The organism is Pseudomonas sp. VEM90 (assembly GCF_054611535.1).
Map to the genome: position 1 here is coordinate 34,399 of NZ_JBTRAR010000013.1, position 18,299 is coordinate 52,697.

Annotated in this window: 19 protein-coding genes; 11 read left to right on the plus strand and 8 right to left on the minus strand. The window is 63.0% G+C overall.

The genetic code is table 11. The features are described 5' to 3' along the window. Positions 1–16: 16 nt before the first annotated feature. Genes ACYCCG_RS14120 through ACYCCG_RS14135 form a run of 4 tightly spaced genes read left to right on the plus strand, consistent with a single transcriptional unit; the run spans position 17 to position 3,991 of the window. Positions 17–1,069, plus strand: a complete 1,053-nt coding sequence (locus tag ACYCCG_RS14120; protein WP_209966115.1) for a DUF72 domain-containing protein — start codon at positions 17–19, stop codon at positions 1,067–1,069. Then, entirely contained in the window at positions 1,066–1,839 is a 774-nt protein-coding gene (locus ACYCCG_RS14125; RefSeq protein WP_176684228.1) for an endonuclease/exonuclease/phosphatase family protein, read from the plus strand. Before ACYCCG_RS14120 ends, ACYCCG_RS14125 begins: the two co-directional genes overlap by 4 nt. Further along, positions 1,836–3,038 (plus strand): cardiolipin synthase ClsB, encoded by a 1,203-nt coding sequence (gene clsB, locus ACYCCG_RS14130; RefSeq protein WP_176684229.1) that lies wholly within the window; start codon positions 1,836–1,838, stop codon positions 3,036–3,038. The genes ACYCCG_RS14125 and clsB overlap by 4 nt, the downstream gene beginning before the upstream one ends. After that, entirely contained in the window at positions 3,038–3,991 is a 954-nt protein-coding gene (locus ACYCCG_RS14135) for a lysylphosphatidylglycerol synthase domain-containing protein (protein WP_176684230.1), read from the plus strand. The genes clsB and ACYCCG_RS14135 overlap by 1 nt, the downstream gene beginning before the upstream one ends. Positions 3,992–4,346: 355 nt before the next feature. Here the strand turns inward: ACYCCG_RS14135 and ACYCCG_RS14140 are convergent, their stop codons facing one another. Together ACYCCG_RS14140 and ACYCCG_RS14145 are read right to left on the minus strand one after the other, a co-directional pair. Next, the gene (locus ACYCCG_RS14140; RefSeq protein ID WP_339533448.1) at positions 4,347–4,571 is read right to left on the minus strand and encodes a metallothionein; all 225 of its coding nucleotides are present in this window, start codon (positions 4,569–4,571) and stop codon (positions 4,347–4,349) included. After that, the gene (locus ACYCCG_RS14145) at positions 4,568–5,032 is read right to left on the minus strand and encodes a phosphotransferase system, HPr-related protein (protein WP_459670850.1); all 465 of its coding nucleotides are present in this window, start codon (positions 5,030–5,032) and stop codon (positions 4,568–4,570) included. The genes ACYCCG_RS14140 and ACYCCG_RS14145 overlap by 4 nt, the downstream gene beginning before the upstream one ends. Positions 5,033–5,159: 127 nt before the next feature. Here ACYCCG_RS14145 and ligD point away from each other — a divergent pair, with 127 nt between their 5' ends. The 5 genes from ligD to ACYCCG_RS14170 are packed head-to-tail and all read left to right on the plus strand — an operon-like array spanning position 5,160 to position 10,764. Then, positions 5,160–7,661 (plus strand): DNA ligase D, encoded by a 2,502-nt coding sequence (gene ligD, locus ACYCCG_RS14150; RefSeq protein ID WP_339443239.1) that lies wholly within the window; start codon positions 5,160–5,162, stop codon positions 7,659–7,661. Positions 7,662–7,701: 40 nt separating this feature from the next. Beyond that, entirely contained in the window at positions 7,702–8,745 is a 1,044-nt protein-coding gene (locus tag ACYCCG_RS14155; RefSeq protein WP_209966123.1) for an acyl-CoA dehydrogenase family protein, read from the plus strand. Beyond that, on the plus strand, positions 8,742–9,497 hold the full coding sequence (locus ACYCCG_RS14160; RefSeq protein ID WP_459670852.1) for a PIG-L deacetylase family protein: 756 nt from the start codon (positions 8,742–8,744) through the stop codon (positions 9,495–9,497). The genes ACYCCG_RS14155 and ACYCCG_RS14160 overlap by 4 nt, the downstream gene beginning before the upstream one ends. 11 nt (positions 9,498–9,508) lie before the next feature. Next, positions 9,509–10,108: a class I SAM-dependent methyltransferase gene (locus ACYCCG_RS14165; RefSeq protein ID WP_209966127.1), complete on the plus strand. Its 600-nt coding sequence runs from the start codon at positions 9,509–9,511 to the stop codon at positions 10,106–10,108. Next, entirely contained in the window at positions 10,105–10,764 is a 660-nt protein-coding gene (locus ACYCCG_RS14170) for a glycosyltransferase family 2 protein (RefSeq protein WP_339443238.1), read from the plus strand. Before ACYCCG_RS14165 ends, ACYCCG_RS14170 begins: the two co-directional genes overlap by 4 nt. A 23-nt stretch (positions 10,765–10,787) precedes the next feature. Here ACYCCG_RS14170 and ku read toward each other — a convergent pair whose 3' ends face one another. From ku to ACYCCG_RS14195, 5 genes are all read right to left on the minus strand, one after another. After that, positions 10,788–11,609 (minus strand): non-homologous end joining protein Ku, encoded by an 822-nt coding sequence (gene ku / locus ACYCCG_RS14175; protein WP_459670854.1) that lies wholly within the window; start codon positions 11,607–11,609, stop codon positions 10,788–10,790. A gap of 85 nt (positions 11,610–11,694) precedes the next feature. Then, complete coding sequence (locus ACYCCG_RS14180; RefSeq protein WP_209966134.1) at positions 11,695–12,282, minus strand: phosphorylase family protein; 588 nt, start codon at positions 12,280–12,282, stop codon at positions 11,695–11,697. 151 nt (positions 12,283–12,433) lie between these two features. Further along, on the minus strand, positions 12,434–13,717 hold the full coding sequence (locus tag ACYCCG_RS14185; protein ID WP_252461351.1) for an NTP/NDP exchange transporter: 1,284 nt from the start codon (positions 13,715–13,717) through the stop codon (positions 12,434–12,436). Positions 13,718–13,721: 4 nt separating this feature from the next. Beyond that, on the minus strand, positions 13,722–14,633 hold the full coding sequence (locus ACYCCG_RS14190; protein WP_252461349.1) for an aldo/keto reductase: 912 nt from the start codon (positions 14,631–14,633) through the stop codon (positions 13,722–13,724). An 89-nt stretch (positions 14,634–14,722) separates the two neighbouring features. Beyond that, the gene (locus ACYCCG_RS14195) at positions 14,723–15,586 is read right to left on the minus strand and encodes a Dyp-type peroxidase (RefSeq protein WP_209966142.1); all 864 of its coding nucleotides are present in this window, start codon (positions 15,584–15,586) and stop codon (positions 14,723–14,725) included. A gap of 184 nt (positions 15,587–15,770) precedes the next feature. On the opposite strand from ACYCCG_RS14195, the gene ACYCCG_RS14200 reads away from it, so the two are divergent. Next, on the plus strand, positions 15,771–16,664 hold the full coding sequence (locus ACYCCG_RS14200) for a bile acid:sodium symporter family protein (protein WP_012052327.1): 894 nt from the start codon (positions 15,771–15,773) through the stop codon (positions 16,662–16,664). A 43-nt stretch (positions 16,665–16,707) separates the two neighbouring features. Here ACYCCG_RS14200 and ACYCCG_RS14205 read toward each other — a convergent pair whose 3' ends face one another. Then, positions 16,708–17,175 carry a sterol desaturase family protein gene (locus tag ACYCCG_RS14205; RefSeq protein ID WP_339443237.1) on the minus strand — a complete coding sequence of 156 codons (468 nt, stop codon included), beginning with the start codon at positions 17,173–17,175 and terminating at the stop codon, positions 16,708–16,710. A 397-nt stretch (positions 17,176–17,572) separates the two neighbouring features. Here ACYCCG_RS14205 and ACYCCG_RS14210 point away from each other — a divergent pair, with 397 nt between their 5' ends. Beyond that, the gene (locus ACYCCG_RS14210; protein WP_209966146.1) at positions 17,573–18,286 is read left to right on the plus strand and encodes an MgtC/SapB family protein; all 714 of its coding nucleotides are present in this window, start codon (positions 17,573–17,575) and stop codon (positions 18,284–18,286) included. The last annotated feature ends 13 nt before the right edge of the window (positions 18,287–18,299 follow it).

Sequence of the window (18,299 nt, forward strand, 5' to 3'; positions counted from 1 at the left end):
ATGAAGCGGGTATGCGGTGGAGACGCCAGCCGCTACAAAGTTCAACTCGGCGTCAGCATTTCCGTTGGTCAAGCGTTGTGAACCCTCGCCGGCCTTTGCCGGTCGCACCTTCAGAGCGACCGAACAAGGAACCGGCAGTGAGGACGGCAGCGTGAGCGATATTCGCATCGGTATCTCCGGGTGGCGCTATGGCCCCTGGCGCAAGGATTTCTACCCCAAAGGCCTGAAGCAGGACGATGAACTGGCATTCGCTTCACGGGCGGTGAACAGCATCGAGATCAATGGCTCGTTCTACAGCCTGCAAACGCCCGAGCGCTATCTGGGCTGGCGTGAACAAACACCGGACGGCTTCGTGTTCGCGGTCAAGGGGCCGCGCTATATCACCCATGTGCGGCGGCTGAAGGACATCGAAGAGCCAGTGGCCAACTTTTTTGCCTCCGGGCCGCTGCTGTTGGGCGAAAAGCTCGGGCCGTTCCTGTGGCAGTTCCCTCCCAGCATGAAGTTCGATGAAGACCGTTTTGCCCGGTTTTTCGAGCTGCTGCCTCACACCCGCAAAGCGGCCCGTGAACGCGCCCAAGGCTGCACCGAACGCCTCAAGGGCAATGGCAGCCTTGCCATCAAGGGCAATGCACGCTTGCGTCACGCCGTGGAAATCCGCCACGAGAGCTTTCTCTGCGAAGCCTTCATCAAGCTGTTACGCAAGCATCGCGTGGCGCTGGTGGTTGCCGACAGCGCCGGCAAGTGGCCCTGTGTCGAAGATGTGACCGCCGACTTCGTCTACATGCGCCTGCACGGGGATGTGGAGCTGTACAGCAGCGGATATACCGCACGCGCGCTACGGCGCTGGAAACAACGTATCCAGCAATGGAGTGAAGGTAACCAGGCGGACGATGCCCGTCTGATCGTGCCGGGGCCGCCGCCTCGGCGTGCGACACGGGATGTATACTGCTACTTCGACAACGACCAGAAGGTTCACGCGCCATACGACGCCAGGCGCTTGCTGCAAAAGCTGTCGTTGGACCATGAGCTGATGACTGAGCCTGGCATGGTGCCGGAGGTGGCCTTGTGAACAAGACCCTGCCCACCCCACGCTGCATCATCGACAAGGTGACCGCTGTACGCCGGCTCAATGTGTTGACGCTGAACGTGCACAAAGGCTTCACCTTCTTCAACCGGCGCTTCATCTTGCCCGAGTTGCGCGAGGCGGTGCGCGCCACCGGCGCCGACCTGGTGTTTCTGCAAGAGGTGCACGGCAGTCATCAGCAGCACGCCTTGCGCCACCCTGCCTGGCCAGAAACACCGCAGTACGAGTTTCTGGCCGACAGCATGTGGCCGCAGTTCGCCTACGGTCGCAATGCCGTGTATCCACATGGCGATCACGGCAACGCACTGCTGTCGAAATTCCCCATCAGCCGCTTCGACAACCTGGATGTCTCGGTGCAGGGCAATGAACAGCGTGGCCTGCTGCATTGCCAGCTGGAGGTGCCGGGCCATGACGAGGTGCATGCGGTATGCGTACACCTGGGCCTGCGGGAAGCCCACCGGCAGAGCCAGGTGAAGCTGATGCTGGACCTGCTGGCCAGCCTGCCGCCCACAGCGCCGGTCATCATCGCCGGCGATTTCAACGACTGGCGGCTGAAGGCGGACGCGGTGCTGAGCGAGCACCTGACAGAGGCCTTCGGCACCCCAGCGCGCAGTTTCCCGGCGCGCCTGCCGTTGTTGCGTCTGGACCGCATCTACGTGCGTAACGCCATGCCGGGCGCTGCCCAGGTGCTGTCGAAATACCCGTGGTCGCATCTGTCCGACCACGTACCACTGGCTGCGGAGATCAACCTGTGAACCGACCTTGGGTAGAGGGCAACAGCGTGCAGTTGCTGATCAATGGCGAGCAGTACTACCCCCGCGTGTTCGAGGCCATGGCCAAGGCGCGGGAAGAAATACTGCTGGAAACCTTCATCATCTTCGACGACAAGGTGGGCCAGCAATTGCAGCAGGTGTTGATCGACGCTGCCCGGCGTGGTGTGCGCGTGGAAGTGGCTGCGGACGGCTACGGCACAGCCGACCTGCCGGCTGCATTCATTTCAGCGATGACCGATGCGGGCGTAAGCTTTCACGCGTTCGATCCACAACCCCGGTTGTTAGGCATGCGCACTAACCTGTTCCGCCGTTTGCACCGCAAGATCGTGGTGGTCGATGGCGAGCGGGCCTTCATCGGCGGTATCAACTACAGCGCCGACCATTTGGGTGACTTTGGTGCCATGGCCAAGCAGGACTATGCCGTGGAGGTCACCGGCCCGGTGGTGGCGCAGGTACATGCCTCCAGCAAGCGCCTGATGTCCCCCGTGTTGCAGCCCCCCAGTGCGGTGCGCCCGGTTACCGAGCCTGCCGGGGGGAGCGACGCGGTGTTGATCGAGCGGGACAACGGGATGCGCAGTAACGATATAGAAGCGTACTACCTTCAGGCTTTTCGCAAGGCCAGGCAACGCATCGTGGTCGCCAATGCGTACTTCTTTCCAGGCTATCGGTTGATGCGAGAGTTGCGTAACGCGGCCCGGCGTGGCGTGGAGGTTCACTTGATTTTGCAGGGCCAGCCTGACATGCGCTGGGTACGTGCGCTGTCGCGCCTGCTATACAACTACCTGCTGCGCGACGGCGTGATGATTCATGAGTACTGCCAGCGGCCGTTGCACGGCAAGGTGGCACTGGTAGACGACCAGTGGGCCACCGTTGGCTCCAGCAACCTCGATCCTCTGAGCCTGTCGTTCAACCTGGAGGCCAACCTGTTCATTCGTGATCGAGCCTTCAACCAGCAACTGCACCAGCATTTGCAAGCACTGGCCAGCGAGCAATGCAAACCGGTTACCTTGGAGCGGATGATTCGCGGCTACTGGTGGCGAGCACCGTTGATCTTCGTGTGTTTCCACGTGATCCGTCACTTCCCGCGCATTGCGGGTTGGTTCCCTGCGCACCGGCAGCGATTACGCTCGCTGCAGCCGGACGCCGAACCCCAGGGCAAACTGCACGAGGGCAATTCCTGATGGCGGGCAAAAACTGGCAAACCTGGGGCAAACGCTTGTTTACGCTTGCGTTCCTGATCCTGATCCCTGTGCTGTTGTACCTGCTGGCGCGCAATCTGGACTGGAATGAAGTGCGCCAGTCTTTGCTGGCCTACAAACCTGGCACCCTTGTCATCGGCTTGGCGATCGCGTTGTGCAGCTATTTCGCGTTTGCCAGTTACGACCTGCTCGCCCGGGCTTACACCGGCCATACACTACCTGCCCGTCAGGTATTGCCAGTCGCGTTCGTGTGTTATGCCTTCAACCTCAACTTCACTACCTGGGTAGGCGGGGTTGCCTTGCGCTACCGGCTCTATGGCCGACTGGGCCTGGATACCGCGACCATTACGCGAATCCTCACCTTGGGCCTGTTGACCAACTGGATGGGTTACATGCTGCTGGCCGGCACCGTCTTCGCCCTGGGCCTGGTCGAGATGCCCGGCAACTGGGCGGTAGGCACTACAGGCCTGCGCCTGATCGGCTTGCTGCTGCTGGCGATTGCGGGCGGCTACCTGCTGGCCTGTGGTTTTGCCAAGAAGCGCACCTGGTGCTGGCGCGACCACGAAGTGACGCTGCCCTCGCTGCGTCTGGCGCTTTGCCAGGTGGTGCTGGGTGCCAGCAACTGGGCGCTGATGGCGCTGCTGATCTTCTGGTTGCTACCGGGCGAAGCCTTCTACCCGTCGATTCTCGGCATCCTGCTGATCAGTTGTGTGGCTGGGGTGGTTGCGCACATCCCTGCGGGGCTGGGCGTGCTGGAGGCGGTGTTTCTGGCCCTGCTGCATGGGCAGATGGCCCAAGGCACGCTGGTGGCTGCCCTGCTCGGCTACCGCACGCTGTACTACCTGATTCCGCTGCTGTTGGCGGTGGTGACCTACCTGATCCTGGAAAAGCGCGCCAAGGCCATGCGCCGGCGCGACAAGCCTGCCCAGACCTGAAAGGGGCCATGTGCGCTGGAGGTGACAAATGCGACGCGTTGCGTGGCACCGGCTGCGCCGGTGTTCGCGGGTGAACCCGCTCCTACGGGGGGCGCGCGCCAGGAAACCAACCCCGAGCCATGCGCCGTAAATGTAGGAGCGGGTTTACCCGCGAAGCAGGCAACTCGTTGCATGGCACCGGCTGCGCCGGTGTTCGCGGGTGAACCCGTGCCTACGGGGGCGCGCGCCAAGAAACCAACCCCGCGCAAGCCATGCGCCGTAAATGTAGGAGCGGGTTTACCCGCGAAGCAGGCAACGCAACACCCGAGGCCCCAATGACTGGCGCCCGGGTGAAAGGGCAGCCCGCCTATCGGCCTCAGGGCGAAATGGGGTCACTCGCCGGATAGGTTTCATCCAGCGCATTGTCCACCGCATTCTCGCCCGGCTTTTCACCACAATGGCAGTCCTGCATCCGGCATGGCTCACCCTTGCGGTGGCCGCTGGCGCAGGCCTCGCAGCAATATGCCTTACCGTCGCGCTCCAAGGCATTGGCATCCACCGTGCAGGAACAGTGCGTGCACGCGCAGCGTTGATCGTTCATGGCTTGCTCTCCTCGTCGTCAATCACATCATCGGTCCAGGGCACCCCATCCAGCGGCGCAGAGCGGGCCAGTTCGGCCTCGTCCAGGCCAATGCCGCCACCAATCTCATCGGCATCCACCTGCCGCAGGCGTTGGTCTGCCGGACCGCCTCTGCCGCCCGCCTCGTGGGGATCGCGGGCACCGGTTTCGTCAAGCAGCGTGTCCGGGCTCAAATCGTCATCGGTAACATTGTCCTCATGCAGGCTGTCACTCAGCGCCTCGCCGCCTGTCATGCCACTCTGCGCCACGCGTCGGGGGGGAAACTCACGGGCGACTTCGGCGGCCGGTCGTTCGTCGCCCACACGCCCTTCACGCTCATCCAGGCGTTCATCGAAATCCAGCTCATGCACGCTGCCCATGCGGTCTTCGGTGTCATCGATTTCGGTGGGTGTGTACGGCTTAGGTTCGTCGGGTCGGGTCATGTGCGTTCTCCATCAGTTGGCTTCATTCGGTCGACTGCGCCAGCTCAGGGAAGATTCAGAGTTTTTTGAACTACCGCCTCGGCCGACGCCTCCCACCTTAGAGACTGTGATCTGCCCGGAGCCCGCCATGGCCAAGCCCCTGCAGGAATACGCGCGCAAGCGCAACTTCAACGCCACACCCGAGCCCGCCGGCAAACGCATCCGGGGCAAGCGGGCTCATGCGCTGCAGTTCTGCATCCAGAAACACGACGCCAGCCATTTGCACTACGACTTCCGCCTGGAACTCGATGGCACCTTGAAAAGCTGGGCAATCCCCAAAGGCCCTTCGCTGGACCCCAATGTGCGCCGCCTGGCAGTGCATGTGGAGGACCACCCGCTGGACTACGCCAATTTCGAGGGCCATATCCCGGAAGGCCACTATGGTGCAGGGGACGTGATCGTCTGGGACCGTGGCACTTGGGAGCCTGAAGTCGATGCCCATGAAGGCTACGCCAAAGGCAAGCTGCGTTTCCGCCTGCAAGGTGAGAAGCTTGGCGGCGTGTGGAACCTGTTCCGCACCCACCTGGCCGGCAAGAAAGAGCAATGGATGCTGGTCAAGTCACACGATGCCCAGGCGCGCAGCGAAGCGGAGTACAGCATTGTCGAGGCCCTGCCCGACAGTGTGCTCAGCGAACGCACGCTGGTGCCACGCAAACCCGCTGCGAAAAAAGCCGCTACACCGCGCAGCAGCCGTAAACGCCCTGGCAAAGCTCAGACTGCACCGTTGCCAGCGCAGCTGCCGCCGCAGCTGGCCACGCTAGTGGATTCTCCACCCAGCGGCGACTGGCGCTACGAAGTCAAGTTCGATGGCTACCGTATCCTCGCCCGTATCGAGGGCCAGGACATCCGCCTGTTCACCCGCAACGGCCATGACTGGAGCAGCAAGATGCCCCGGCAGGTTGCTGCCCTGCGCGCACTCAGTATCGACTCGGCCTGGCTCGACGGCGAAATGGTGGTGGCTGATGAGAATGGCATGGCTGACTTCCAGGCGTTGCAGAACGCCTTCGATACCGAGCACGACGAACACATCACTTATTACCTGTTCGACCTGCCTTTTCTGGGCGGTCAGGACCTGCGACAGCTACCGCTGCAGAACCGCCGCGATACATTGCGCCAACTGCTTGAACACAACCATTCCGACGTCATCAAGTATTCCGCCGACTTCGACCAACCTGTCGGGTCACTGCTCGACAGTGCCTGCCGGCTGAAGCTGGAAGGCCTGATCGGAAAGCGAGCTGACAGTGTTTACAGCGGCCGCCGCAGCCCAGACTGGATCAAGCTCAAGTGCAAGCAACGCCAGGAATTCGTGATCGTCGGCTACACCGACCCCAAAGGCAGCCGCAGCGGCTTTGGTGCCCTGCTGCTGGCCCTGCACGACAACGAAAGTGGCGAGCTGCGCTATGCCGGGAAGGTAGGTACCGGCTTCAATACCACGACACTGGGCAGCATCCACGCGCGGCTCAAGCCCCTGGAAATCGCCAGGCCAGCCCTGCCCTCGCCGCCTGCCGGTGCCCAGGCGCGTGGTGTGCACTGGCTGCGGCCCCAGCTGTTGGCCGAAGTCGCCTATGCCCAAATGACCCGTGACGGCATCGTGCGCCACTCGGTATTCCACGGACTGCGCGATGACAAGGCGGCAACCGCCATTGACCTGGAGCGCGCCATGCCCGCAACGACTGTATCCAACCGCAACAAGCAGGCCAAGGCGTCTGAAAACCTGGGTGAACTCCGCCTGACCCACCCCGACCGGGTCATTGATCCCACCACTGGGGTGACCAAGCTCGAGGTAGCCGAGTATTACGCCGGCATCAGCCAGTGGATCCTGCCCCAGCTCAAGCACCGCCCGGTGGCATTGGTGCGCGCCCCGGACGGTCTGGGCGGCGAGCTGTTCTTCCAGAAAAACGCGGGCCAGCTGCACATACCCAACCTAATCAGCTATGAAAAGGCCGAGGCAGGCCAGGCGGCGATGGTCATCAATCGCCCGGACACGCTGCTGGGCGCGGTGCAGATGAACATGCTGGAGCTGCACACCTGGAACGCCACGGACAAGGACTTCGACAAACCGGACCGTTTTGTCCTCGACCTGGACCCTGACCCCGCGCTGCCCTGGAAGGCAATGGTGGAGGCGACCCAACTGACCCTCACCCTGCTGGACGAGCTGGGCCTGAAGGTGTTTCTGAAAACCAGTGGTGGCAAGGGTATTCACGTGGTCGTGCCCTTGACCCGGCGAACCGGGTGGGACGAGGTCAAGGACTTCAGCCACGCCATCGTCAATTACCTGGCCAAGCTGTTCCCGGAGCGCCTGAGCGCGGTGTCGGGGCCGAAAAATCGCGTGGGACGCATCTTCATCGACTACCTGCGCAATGGCAAGGGCGCCACCACGGCGTGCGCCTATTCACTGCGTGCCCGTGACGGGCTGCCTGTATCGGTACCTGTCTGGCGTGAGGAACTGGCGCAAATAAAAAGCGCCAATCAATGGAACATCACCAACCTGCGCGAGCGCCTGGCGGAGGTCGACGACCCTTGGGCCGACATGGGCAAGGTACGCCAGTCGATCACCGCGCGCAGGCGCAAGCAGCTAGGGCTCGAATGATGACGCCACAGCGATTGGACACGAACCGGGAGGCCCGCCCATGAGCATCGTTCAGGACTTCAACCTGACCACCCTTGACCGCCTGTTACGCACCTTTGGCGAACGCCAGTTACCGCTCAACCTCGACAGCCAATTGCCGCAACTGATCCAGGCGCTGCAAGCTGATCACCTCGACCTGCTACCGCTGCCGGGGCAAGGCAACACTTTGCTGCGCTGGCAGACCTTGGCACGGGTGGCAGGTTGCGACCTGGCGTTGGCCAAGCTCTATGAGGGCCATACCGATGCGTTGGCGATCCTCGCGGAATGCGGCGCAGCGCACCACGCCAACGACGGCATCTGGGGCGTGTGGGCGGCAGAGCCGCCCGATGCACGGGTCCTCATCACTGCGCGTGAAGGCGACCAGGTGCGCCTGAACGGCACCAAAGCCTGGTGTTCCGGTGCCTTGCAGATCGATCGCGCGCTGATTACCGCCTGGGATGAGGCCGAGCAGCCGCAATTGGTGGCAATCGAGCTGTCGCAGCCAAGCCAGGGCCTGAACATCGAACACTGGCAGGCCGTTGGCATGGCCACTACCGCCAGTGTCGAGGTGGCGTTCAACGATACCCCAGGCACGCTCATCGGCACGCCAGGCCAATACCTTTCGCGCCCTGGCTTCTGGCAAGGCGGTGCGGGTATCGCCGCCTGCTGGTACGGCGCGGCCGAGGCGCTGGCGGATTACCTGCGTGAACATTGCCGCAAACCCCGCCCAGACCCGCATGCCGATGCGCATCTGGGGGCTGTGGACGCTGCGTTGCATGGCGCCCGGGCGTCACTGCGTGAGTGTGCTGCCTGGATCGATCAACAGCCCGGCGTGGATGCCAGTTTCGAAGTTCGCCGCACCCGCGCCCAGGTAGAACAGGCCGTAGAGCAGGTTATCAGCCACGTCGGTCGTGCCTTGGGGGCCACGCCGTTCTGTCGCAGCAGTCATTTTTCCCGGCTGAGCGCCGACCTGCCGGTGTTCCTGCGCCAAAGCCATGCCGAGCGCGATCTGGCGATGCTCGGCCAGCAGTTGGCCCGTTTGCCAGCCGGGGTGTGGCAGCTATGAGCCAGAACCTCATCCAGTCCGCGGATGGCACGCCGTGGGCCGCATGGCAGCAAAGCGCGCACCTGGCGCGTGCGACCTGGCTCGACTCACGCCAACTGTGCCCGCCGGGGCGCCGGCTGGTATTGATTGCGCCGCATCCGGATGACGAAATTCTCATGGCCGGCGGCCTGCTGGCAGGTTTCAAGGGGCGCGAGGATGAGCTGGTGCTGATCTCCGCCACCGACGGCGAAGGCAGCCACCCCGGCTCCAGCCATTGGACCGAACATCGCTTGCGCCGCCAGCGCCCCCAGGAAAGCCGACAGGCCCTGCAACAGCTCGGCCTGGACCTTGAGCGCCTGGACTGGCGCAGGCTCCATCTGAAGGACGGCCAGTTGCCGCGCGAAGAAGCGTTTCTGGTCAGTTACCTCACGCAGTTACTGCGCCCCGATGACCTACTGATGGCCACCTGGCGCAGTGACGGCCATTGCGATCACGAGGCCGTTGGCCGCGCCGCTGCGCATGCGGCGGCAAACCGTGGGGTGCAATTGGCTGAGGTACCAGTCTGGGCCTGGCACTGGGCTGAGCCTGACGACCCGCGCCTGCCATGGCCCCGTGCGCACCGCATGCAGCTCGATGAAAGCCGTCTGGCACGCAAGCGCAAGGCTTTGGCCGCCCACGTCAGCCAGTTGCAGCCGGACGGCGAGCAGCCGCCGGTGCTACCGCCACACCTGCTGGATTGCCTTCTGCAACCTTTCGAACTGGTGTTCCTTTGAATGGAGCTGTCATGAGCCTTGATCCACAGTATTTTGCCGAGCTATACGCCACCAATGAAGACCCTTGGGCCTTCCGCACCCGCTGGTATGAGAAGCGCAAACGCGAGCTGGTGATGGCCAGCCTGCCACGGCAGTGCTATCAGCGTGTGTTCGAGCCTGCCTGCGCGAATGGTGAGCTCAGTGCGCTGCTGGCCGAGCGTTGCGCCGAGCTGCTGTGCCAAGACCTGGACCCGACAGCCGTAGGCCTGGCCCGCGAACGCCTGGCTCACGTGCACAATGCTACGGTCGAGCGGGCCCGGCTACCGGGGGACTGGCCGGGCGGGCGCTTTGACCTGATCGTGCTCAGCGAGGTGGGCTATTACCTTGATCCCACTGACTGGCTGCAAGTGATCGAACAATCGGTGGCCAGCCTTGGCTACGACGGCACGCTACTGGCCTGCCACTGGAAGCACCCTATCGCGGGTTGCCCGCAGGATGGTCGCGAGGTGCACCGTATGTTGACCCGGCATTTGCCGTTGCATCTGCAGTTCCGGCATGAGGAGGCGGACTTTTTGCTGGAGTGCTGGTCATGCCAGCCAAGCGTTGTCGATCTCGATGAGACGTGCCCATGATTGCCGTTGTCATCCCTGCGCATAACGAAGCCCGCCGCCTTGGGCGATGCCTGCGGGCGGTGCTGGTGGCTGCCCGGCAGGCGCAGCAAACGGGGCTGCACGTGGAAGTGCTGGTGGTGCTGGACCGCTGCAGCGACGGCAGCGCCGCCGTGGCGCGGCGTTTCGGTGTACACACGCTGGAGGTGGATGCCGGTAATGTCGGCATGGCACGTCGTGTTGGGGCGGCGCACATGGTCGAGCGTGGCGCCACGTGGCTGGCATGCACTGATGCTGACAGCCGAGTCCCTGCGCACTGGCTGCTGTCGCAGCTGGCCTGTAGCGCCGAGGTGGTTTGCGGCACCGTGCATGTCGAGTACTGGCAACCCTGGCAGACCGCCGCGCTGCGCAAGCTGTACCAGAGCCGCTACCAGGCGTATGAAGGGCATCGGCATGTGCACGGCGCGAATCTGGGGGTATGTACCGATGCTTATGAGCGTGTAGGTGGCTTCCAGCCCCTGGCGGCGCATGAAGATGTGCAACTGGTCAGCGACCTGCAGGCCAGCGGTGCCCAGATCATCTGGACCGCCAGGCATAGTGTGGCCACCAGCAGCCGGCGCGATAGCCGCGCCCGCGAGGGGTTTGGGGATTACCTGGCCGGGTTACAGGCGCAGTCCTGAAATCACTGGGATTTCGGCAGTGTTCATGAAGCTTTGCGCGCTTTTTTCACCGGTTTCTTGCCACCCAGGCTGCGTTTGAGCAGTTCGGTAAGGTCGAGGATGTCCGCACCTTTCTCGGCCCCACCTGCGTCGCCCTTCTCCACCGCCTCGATCTTGCCCTTGCTGGCTTTCTCTTCCACCAGGTCCATGATCGTCTGGCGGAAGGCGTCATGATAATCCTCAGGCTTCCAGGGCCCGCTCATGTCTTCTACCAGGCGCTTGGCCATCTCCAGCTCGCGCTTCTCCACCTTACTGTCGGTGACGCTGGAGTCCAGCTCCAGCGTTTCCAGCCCGCGCACCTCTTCAGGCCAGCGCAAGGTGATCATCACCAGCGCATCCTCCAGCGGCCGCAGCAGCGCCAGGTGCTGCCGGGTATGCAGTACCACAGTGGCCAGTGCCACCTTGCCGGTCTTTTCCAGCGTCTCGCGCAGCAAGGCGTACACCTTGCCGCCACGGCGGTCCGGGGTCAGGTAGTACGGCGTATCGAAATGCTGCAGCGGAATATCGCCCGCTTCCACAAATGAAAAGATATCGATCGTCTGGGTCGCTTCGGGCCGGGCCTTGCGGATCTCCTCCTCACTGATCACCACATAGCGGCCCTTCTCGAACTCTACGCCCTTGACGATATTGTCCTTGTCGATTTCCTTACCGGTCACCTTGTTCACCCGCTTGTAGCCGACCGGCTCCATGCTGCGCTTGTCCAGCCAGTCGAAGTCCACACGCTCGGTGCGCACGGCGGTATTGAGTGCCACGGGGATGTGCACAAGGCCAAAACTGATGGCGCCTTTCCAGATTGCCCGAGCCATGAGGGTGCTCCCAGGGTTGCCTGCTGATACCAGAAGTGACTGCGCCGGGCGACAAAGGTTTAGCTGCCCTGCCCTGCGGCAACCGTCACGCCTGGCTGAACAGCACCCGTTTGAACGCTTCGGCCGCCAGGTGCACTTGCACTGCCCAATCCCCCGCGGCATCGCTGCCGGCGTCATCGGAAATGTATTTCAGGCACACGAACGGAATACCTTCGCCACGCGCGATCAATGCCAGTACGTAGGCTTCCATGTCGACCACGTCATAAGGTGCGTCGCCATGGTTGATCTCGAAGCTGTCACCGCTGCCACAGGTTTCCACAGCCAGGCCGGGAATTACCGCCCCGTGCTCGAGTACCACCGGGGTATCGGACAAGGGCGTTTCATAGCGGGCAAAGCCCAGCGCGGTCACATCCATGTCGCGTTGTACGAAGCGGTTACAGCACACGACTTCGCCCTTGCCATGACGCTGGCTGCCAGCCGAGCCCAGGTTGACGATAAGTTTGGGCCTGCGCGTTGCGATCGCCTTGGTCAGGGCGATCGCGGCATTGACCTTGCCAATGCCGGTGAACACGGTGTTCACCTCGGTAAAGACATCGCCAGCCTCGGCCTCGAGGGCAAAGACGAACAGCGTGTCATCCAGGGAAATGTCGGGGAATTGCTTGATCAGCATCATGGAGCAGGTGTTTCCGAGTGGCTGCAAAGGGCGCGGCCATTGTCGGCCAACACAGCCTAAATGCAAGTCTCGGCGATATCGGCAGATTCGCTTTATTACGAGAGGTTCGGGCCGGTGGCGTTCAGCGACATTGCCATATTGGGTGCGCTTGTCAGTGGTGCGGCGGGCTCTCCATGCGCGCCTGGCGCCGGCCCAGCCAGCCACCTGTCGCGGCCCAGCCCACGGCAAGCAGCGCACCGATCAGCATCGCCAATTGCGGGTGCTCGCCCAACACGTCCAGTGCACGCTTGACCCAGCCGCTCAGGGCATCGCCGCCGCGGTAGACCACCGTGTCGATGAAGTTCTTGGCTTTGTACTTGTCCTCGGCGGGCAGCACGGTGAACAGCATCTCCCGCCCTGGCCGTACCAATGCGTATTCACCCGCCCGGCGCACTACCATCGCCACCACGAACAGGGCGAACACCGGGGCCAGTGCCAGCCACAAAAAACCAGCAGCCATTACCAGCGGCACTGCAACCAGCAACACACCGACCCCCAGCCGACGGGCCAGGCGCCCGGTAACAAAGACCTGGGTAAGGATGGCCAGGGCCTGCACAGCCGTGTCGATCAGCCCGAATACCTGTGTCTGCCGGGTGCGGTCAGTGAAGGTTTCGCTGACAATACGCGCCTGCTCGAAGTACAAGAATGTGCTGACGCTGGCCAGCAATACCACGAACAAAGCGATGCCTAGCAGATAGGGCGAGCGCAGGACGGCGGTGGCGCCGGTAAACGGGTTGCCGCCCAGCGGCCGCGAGTCCTGGTGCCGGGTTTGCATCGGCATGGGCTGGTGTGCTCGCCAGCGTTGTAGAAACAGTGTCGCGCCGACACTGCCCAGCAGCAATACCGCGGCCAGCACCAGCAACCCGGCATGTCCGAGCGGCGCCACCAGCAAGGTGCCAAGCATGGGGCCACTGAGCCCGCCCAGGCTGGCCCCGGCTGCCAGCAGGCCGAACAGGCGCTTGCCTTGGGCGGTGGAAAACAGATCGGCGAGCACGCTCCAGGCCAGCGAGATCGTCAGCAAATTGAACACCGACAGCCAGATGTAGAAGGCCCGGGCGGTCCACAGATCGTCAGGGTTAGCGGCCAACAGTGCCGCGAACAGCAACAGGTTGCTGGCGAAAAAGCCATAGGTCCAAGGCAGGATATGCCTGCGCTGCACCTTGGATGCTAGCCAGCCAAACAGCGGCAGGCACGCCAACGTGGCAATGAAGGTGCCGGTGAACAGCCACTGCAGGTTTTCCACGCCACCGGCAACGCCCATGGTCTCGCGCACCGGGCGCAGCATGAAGTAACCGGTGAACAACAGGTAGAACAGCAACAAGCCGGCGACTACCGCCGCCCCCTCACCAGGCTGGATGTTCAGCGCTTGGTCCAGGCGCCGCCGCCAGGCTTGCATGGTGTCAGGCAAACTGCTTGATCAGCGCCTGTTGCTGCGCCTGGGTGAGCATTGGCCCATGCCCGGCCTTGAGCTGATCGAGCTGGCGGTCAGGCCGACTGGTAGCAGGTATGACCGTGGTCACTGCCGGGTGGCTGATGGCGAACTTGAGAAATAGCTGTGCCCAGCTGCCGATGCCTGTCTCGGCGGCCCAGCCCGGCAAGGCCTGGCCCTTGACCCGGGCGAACAGCCGGCCATCGTCGAAGGCCCGGTTGATCAGTACCGCAACACCCTTGTCCTGGCACAGTGGCAGCAGTTCACGGGCGGCGTCGGGAGCATTGACCGCGTAGTTGATCTGGATGAAGTCCAGCGGCTCGCTGCGTACGATACGGGCAACGTCGTCGTGGCCACTGTTCAGGTAATGGGTGATGCCGACATAACGTGTCCCGCCCTGCTGCTTCAACTCGCGGGCATAAGGCAGCTGGGTCTGCCAGTCACGCAGGTTGTGAATCTGCAGCAAGTCCACCTTGTCGGTACGCAGGCTCTTGAGGCTGCCGAACCACTGCGCCTGGGCTTCAGCCCGGCTATTGGCGGCGATTTTGGTGGCAATGAAGCACTGGCGGTGCCAGCCGCCCTCTTCCAGCAACTGGCCGAGAATGCGGTCGGCCCCCCCGTAGTTGGGCGAGGTGTCGATCACCCGGCCGCCGCCTTCGAAGAACGCCTTCAGCACGGTTTTGAGCTGAAGGTATTGGGGTGAACCGCTTACTACCTCGAAACTGCCGGAAGTACCGGCACCGATCACCGGCAACGCTTCACCGGTGGACGGTATTTTACGGGCTAGCAAACCAGCCGGCACGGCAGCGTGCAGCCAAGGGCTGGCAGCAGCCAGCAACCCCAATGCTGCACCTGCGCGTAGGACATCACGACGTGCGTACACGGAAAATCTCCCGTCATAAACCGGAAACTTTCAAGGCTAGCCGCTCTGTTACTCGCCTGCGGGTGTTTCTGTATCTGGATGTTTAGTGATCAGGCCCGCAGCAACAGGCTCAGATCAACACCCGTCTCGCCCATCGGCGGGCACCAGTAGTAGCCACCCGTCAGCGGGCGGCTAAAGCGGTACAGTCCGTCGATGATGCCGTCTTCCAGGCCACTCATGCGCCGCAACTGCACTTCGAATGCCTCGAAGCTTTTGCCCAGAGCGACGAAAGCCAGGCCGGCGCCGCGTTGGTCGGCCCAGGCTACCGAGCGACGGACCATGAACGCCTCGGGTTCAAAGCTTTCCTGGGCGGTGCGTTTGACGTGCGCGGACTCCGGGGCGTCGTCGAGCTCTTCGTTGTCGCTCAGGCGGCGGCCGATGATGTTGTCCTGGTCAGCCTGGGGCAGCGACTTGAAGTATTCCAGGTCGTGCTTCCACAGCTGGAACGCGGCAAAACTGGAGCCATCGGCGGCAATGGCCGCTTGTACGGCATCTTCGTCCACCGGGTTTTCGGTGCCGTCTTCGTAACCGGTAAGGTCATGGCCACCCCTGTGCAGGAAGCCATCAACGCTGTCGGCCAGTTGCAGGGCCGGTGCCAGCGCCTGCTCCAGGGCCTGGGCGCGCAGCAGCAGGTCGCCACGTTCGTCGCCACGCAGCCACAGCCACAGGGCGTGTTGAGTGCTGGGGTTCTCCACTGCGGCATCCAGCAGTGGGAATGGGCGCAAGCCTGGTATTTCAAGGCCCAGGGCCTTGGCCAGCGGGGCGCCTACGCCGAGCAGCAACTGTTCGCCATCGACCTGCGGCAGCAAGGCATCCAGCGCGGCAGGCAACGCCTCGGGCGACTGCAGGGTGAAGAACAGGTGACGGGCGTGGGCCGGCACCGGGGTGGCAAGCAGACCTTGCTGGAACGGCATATCAGGCTAATCCTAAGGTAAAAACGGAATGCTACTTCGCCTGCATGCCTGCTGCAATGCGGCATGCAGCCTCGCCAGCTGCTGCACGTGGTAACAAACGGTTACCAAGAGCTGGCCCTTTGCAATTAGCTATCAATCAGGGCCGACCTACACTGCTTCAGATCCTTCGCCCGAGAACGCCCTCATGACTGCCTCGCCCCTGCTCACTGCGTTTCTGCCGCTTGCCCTGGGCATCATCATGCTTGGCCTTGGGTTGTCACTGACCCTGGCTGACTTCGCTCGCGTGGTGAAGTACCCAAAGCCCGTGGTGGTGGGCCTGGTGTGCCAGATCCTGCTGTTGCCGCTGGTGTGCTTTCTGATCGCCAATGGCTTTGGCCTGGAATCAGCCCTGGCAGTGGGGCTGATGCTGCTGGCTGCTTCGCCGGGCGGTACCACGGCCAACCTGTTCAGCCATCTGGCCCACGGTGACGTGGCGTTGAACATCACCCTGACGGCGGTCAACTCACTGATCGCGATCCTGACCATGCCGTTGCTGGTGAACCTGTCCCTGAGCTGGTTCATGGCCTCCGACCAGGCTATACCACTGCAGTTCGCCAAGGTCATGCAGGTGTTCGCCATTGTCTTGCTGCCGGTGGCGCTGGGCATGCTGATTCGCCACTTCGCCCCGGCGTTCGCTGCCCGCATGGAAAAACCGATGAAGCTGGTGGCTGCGTTGTTCCTGGCCTTCACTATCGTCCTGGCATTGGCCAAGGACTGGCAGACGGTGGTCGAGTACGCACCGGTGGTGGGCCTGGCGGCGCTGCTGTTCAACCTGCTGAGCCTGACGGTGGGCTATTGGGTGCCGCGGCTGTTGAACATTCCCAAGCGCCAGGCGATTGCCATTGGTATGGAGATTGGCATCCATAACGGGACCTTGGCGATTGCCCTGGCGTTGAGCCCTTCGCTGCTGAACAACGCGACCATGGCGGTGCCGGCTGCGTTGTACAGCTTGATCATGTTCTTTACCGCGGCCGGGTTTGGCTGGTGGGTGAGCCGCGGGCATGTGGCGGCAGAGCCCAAGGGTGAAACCGTGAACTGACGTCACCCAATGCCCGGCAGGTGCCGGGCGTGCCAGGGATGCGTCACGATTGGCTGCGCCTGCTGCGCAGCTGCTGCTTCAACAGCTTCAGCGGCGGCGCATAGAAGAACCCGAACGACACGCTCCCCGTGCGCCCCTTCACCGCATGGTGCAGGCGGTGCGCGCGGTGCAAGCGTTTCAGGTAGCGGTTGACCGGCCGCGGCTTGCGCGGCCAGTGCCGGTGAAAGAAGCCGTCGTGGGCCAGTACATACAGTGCCCCATACCCTGCCACACCACCGCCCACCCACTGCAAAGGCGCATAACCACTTTTGCCCAGCGCCACCAGCGCCGTGGCGATCAGCCCCAGGGCCACCAGGTACAGGTCGTTGGTTTCGAGCATGCCCAGGTGTGGCTCATGGTGCGAGCGGTGCAGCCACCAGCCCCAGCCATGCATGATGTACTTGTGAGCCAGCGTACCAACGCCCTCCATGGCCACCAGGGTGCCGAACAATATGGCGAGATTGAACAGCATGGAACGGTCCGGGTGATGGCAAAGGAAGGCGCAAGGTTACCGGCTGCCCAGGGTTTTTTCCATGTGGGCGTGACCGGCAGCAGGCCGTTCCCGGATGAAGCCATTGTCATGTTTTTGCCCTTGACCTGCTCTGCCCTGCGGCGTATGGTCCGCGACGCAATTTTGCCTTCCTCAACAGGAGACCTGCCTTGGACAGTAGCCCCAGTCGCTTGCGACAGGCCCGCGTAGCGCGCTAGCCCGGCAATGTTCTGCACTGTCTGGCCGCGCTGGCAAGACGGTGGTTTCCTGTAACCCCCGCTTCTCCTTCCCTCCTCGTGGTCCTGCGCAATTTTCTGGTTTTTCAACCGCGCCAACTGATGGCGTTCATGCAGGCGTGTGCCTGCGGAAGAGGTTTGCTATGGATTGGAAAGTATTTCTGCTGCGCGTCAGCATTGCTTTGGTGCTGGGTGCGCTGATCGGTGCCGAGCGGCAATTGCGCCAGCGCCTGACCGGCCTGCGCACCAATGCGCTGGTCAGTACCGGTGCCTGCCTGTTCGTATTGATGACCCAGGCGGTGCCAGGCATGGCGCCTGCTGATGCGTCGCGCGTCGCAGCCTATGTGGTGTCGGGCATCGGCTTTCTCGGCGGTGGTGTGATCATGCGCGATGGTTTCAATGTGCGAGGCCTGAACACCGCGGCCACCTTGTGGTGCACGGCTGCGGTCGGCGTGCTGTGCAGCCTTGGGCTGATGATGGAGGCGGCACTGGGCAGCCTGGTGGTGCTCTGCGCCAACATCTTGTTGCGTGACATCGCCCAGCGCCTCGACCGTCAGGACGTGGTGCCGGCCAGCGAGGTGGAACAGCACTTCGAAGTCCGTATCGTCTGCCGCGGCGAGGACGAGATCCAGGTGCGTAGCCTGATGTTGCACAGCCTGGGCGATCCACAGCTGCGCCTGCAGTCGTTGCAGAGCCAGGATCTGGACAACCCTGCGCACCTGGAAGTGCGCGCCGAGCTGTTGGGCACCGCGCAGGCACCGGCGCAGCTGGAGCGCCTGGTCAGCAGGGTCAGCCTGGAGAAAGGTGTAAGCTCGGTGCGCTGGCAATTACAGCCGCAGGTGCTGGCGACGGATTAGAACGACAGGAGTG

What these genes read in the sequence shown, in the direction of transcription:
- ACYCCG_RS14135 (WP_176684230.1), top strand. Translation starts at nt 3,038, where the DNA reads ATGGCGGGCAAAAACTGGCAAACCTGGGGCAAACGCTTGTTTACGCTT.
- ACYCCG_RS14140 (WP_339533448.1), bottom strand. Translation starts at nt 4,571, where the DNA reads ATGAACGATCAACGCTGCGCGTGCACGCACTGTTCCTGCACGGTGGAT.
- ACYCCG_RS14145 (WP_459670850.1), bottom strand. Translation starts at nt 5,032, where the DNA reads ATGACCCGACCCGACGAACCTAAGCCGTACACACCCACCGAAATCGAT.
- ligD (WP_339443239.1), top strand. Translation starts at nt 5,160, where the DNA reads ATGGCCAAGCCCCTGCAGGAATACGCGCGCAAGCGCAACTTCAACGCC.
- ACYCCG_RS14155 (WP_209966123.1), top strand. Translation starts at nt 7,702, where the DNA reads ATGAGCATCGTTCAGGACTTCAACCTGACCACCCTTGACCGCCTGTTA.
- ACYCCG_RS14160 (WP_459670852.1), top strand. Translation starts at nt 8,742, where the DNA reads ATGAGCCAGAACCTCATCCAGTCCGCGGATGGCACGCCGTGGGCCGCA.
- ACYCCG_RS14165 (WP_209966127.1), top strand. Translation starts at nt 9,509, where the DNA reads ATGAGCCTTGATCCACAGTATTTTGCCGAGCTATACGCCACCAATGAA.
- ACYCCG_RS14170 (WP_339443238.1), top strand. Translation starts at nt 10,105, where the DNA reads ATGATTGCCGTTGTCATCCCTGCGCATAACGAAGCCCGCCGCCTTGGG.
- ku (WP_459670854.1), bottom strand. Translation starts at nt 11,609, where the DNA reads ATGGCTCGGGCAATCTGGAAAGGCGCCATCAGTTTTGGCCTTGTGCAC.
- ACYCCG_RS14180 (WP_209966134.1), bottom strand. Translation starts at nt 12,282, where the DNA reads ATGATGCTGATCAAGCAATTCCCCGACATTTCCCTGGATGACACGCTG.
- ACYCCG_RS14185 (WP_252461351.1), bottom strand. Translation starts at nt 13,717, where the DNA reads ATGCAAGCCTGGCGGCGGCGCCTGGACCAAGCGCTGAACATCCAGCCT.
- ACYCCG_RS14195 (WP_209966142.1), bottom strand. Translation starts at nt 15,586, where the DNA reads ATGCCGTTCCAGCAAGGTCTGCTTGCCACCCCGGTGCCGGCCCACGCC.
- ACYCCG_RS14200 (WP_012052327.1), top strand. Translation starts at nt 15,771, where the DNA reads ATGACTGCCTCGCCCCTGCTCACTGCGTTTCTGCCGCTTGCCCTGGGC.
- ACYCCG_RS14205 (WP_339443237.1), bottom strand. Translation starts at nt 17,175, where the DNA reads ATGCTGTTCAATCTCGCCATATTGTTCGGCACCCTGGTGGCCATGGAG.
- ACYCCG_RS14210 (WP_209966146.1), top strand. Translation starts at nt 17,573, where the DNA reads ATGGATTGGAAAGTATTTCTGCTGCGCGTCAGCATTGCTTTGGTGCTG.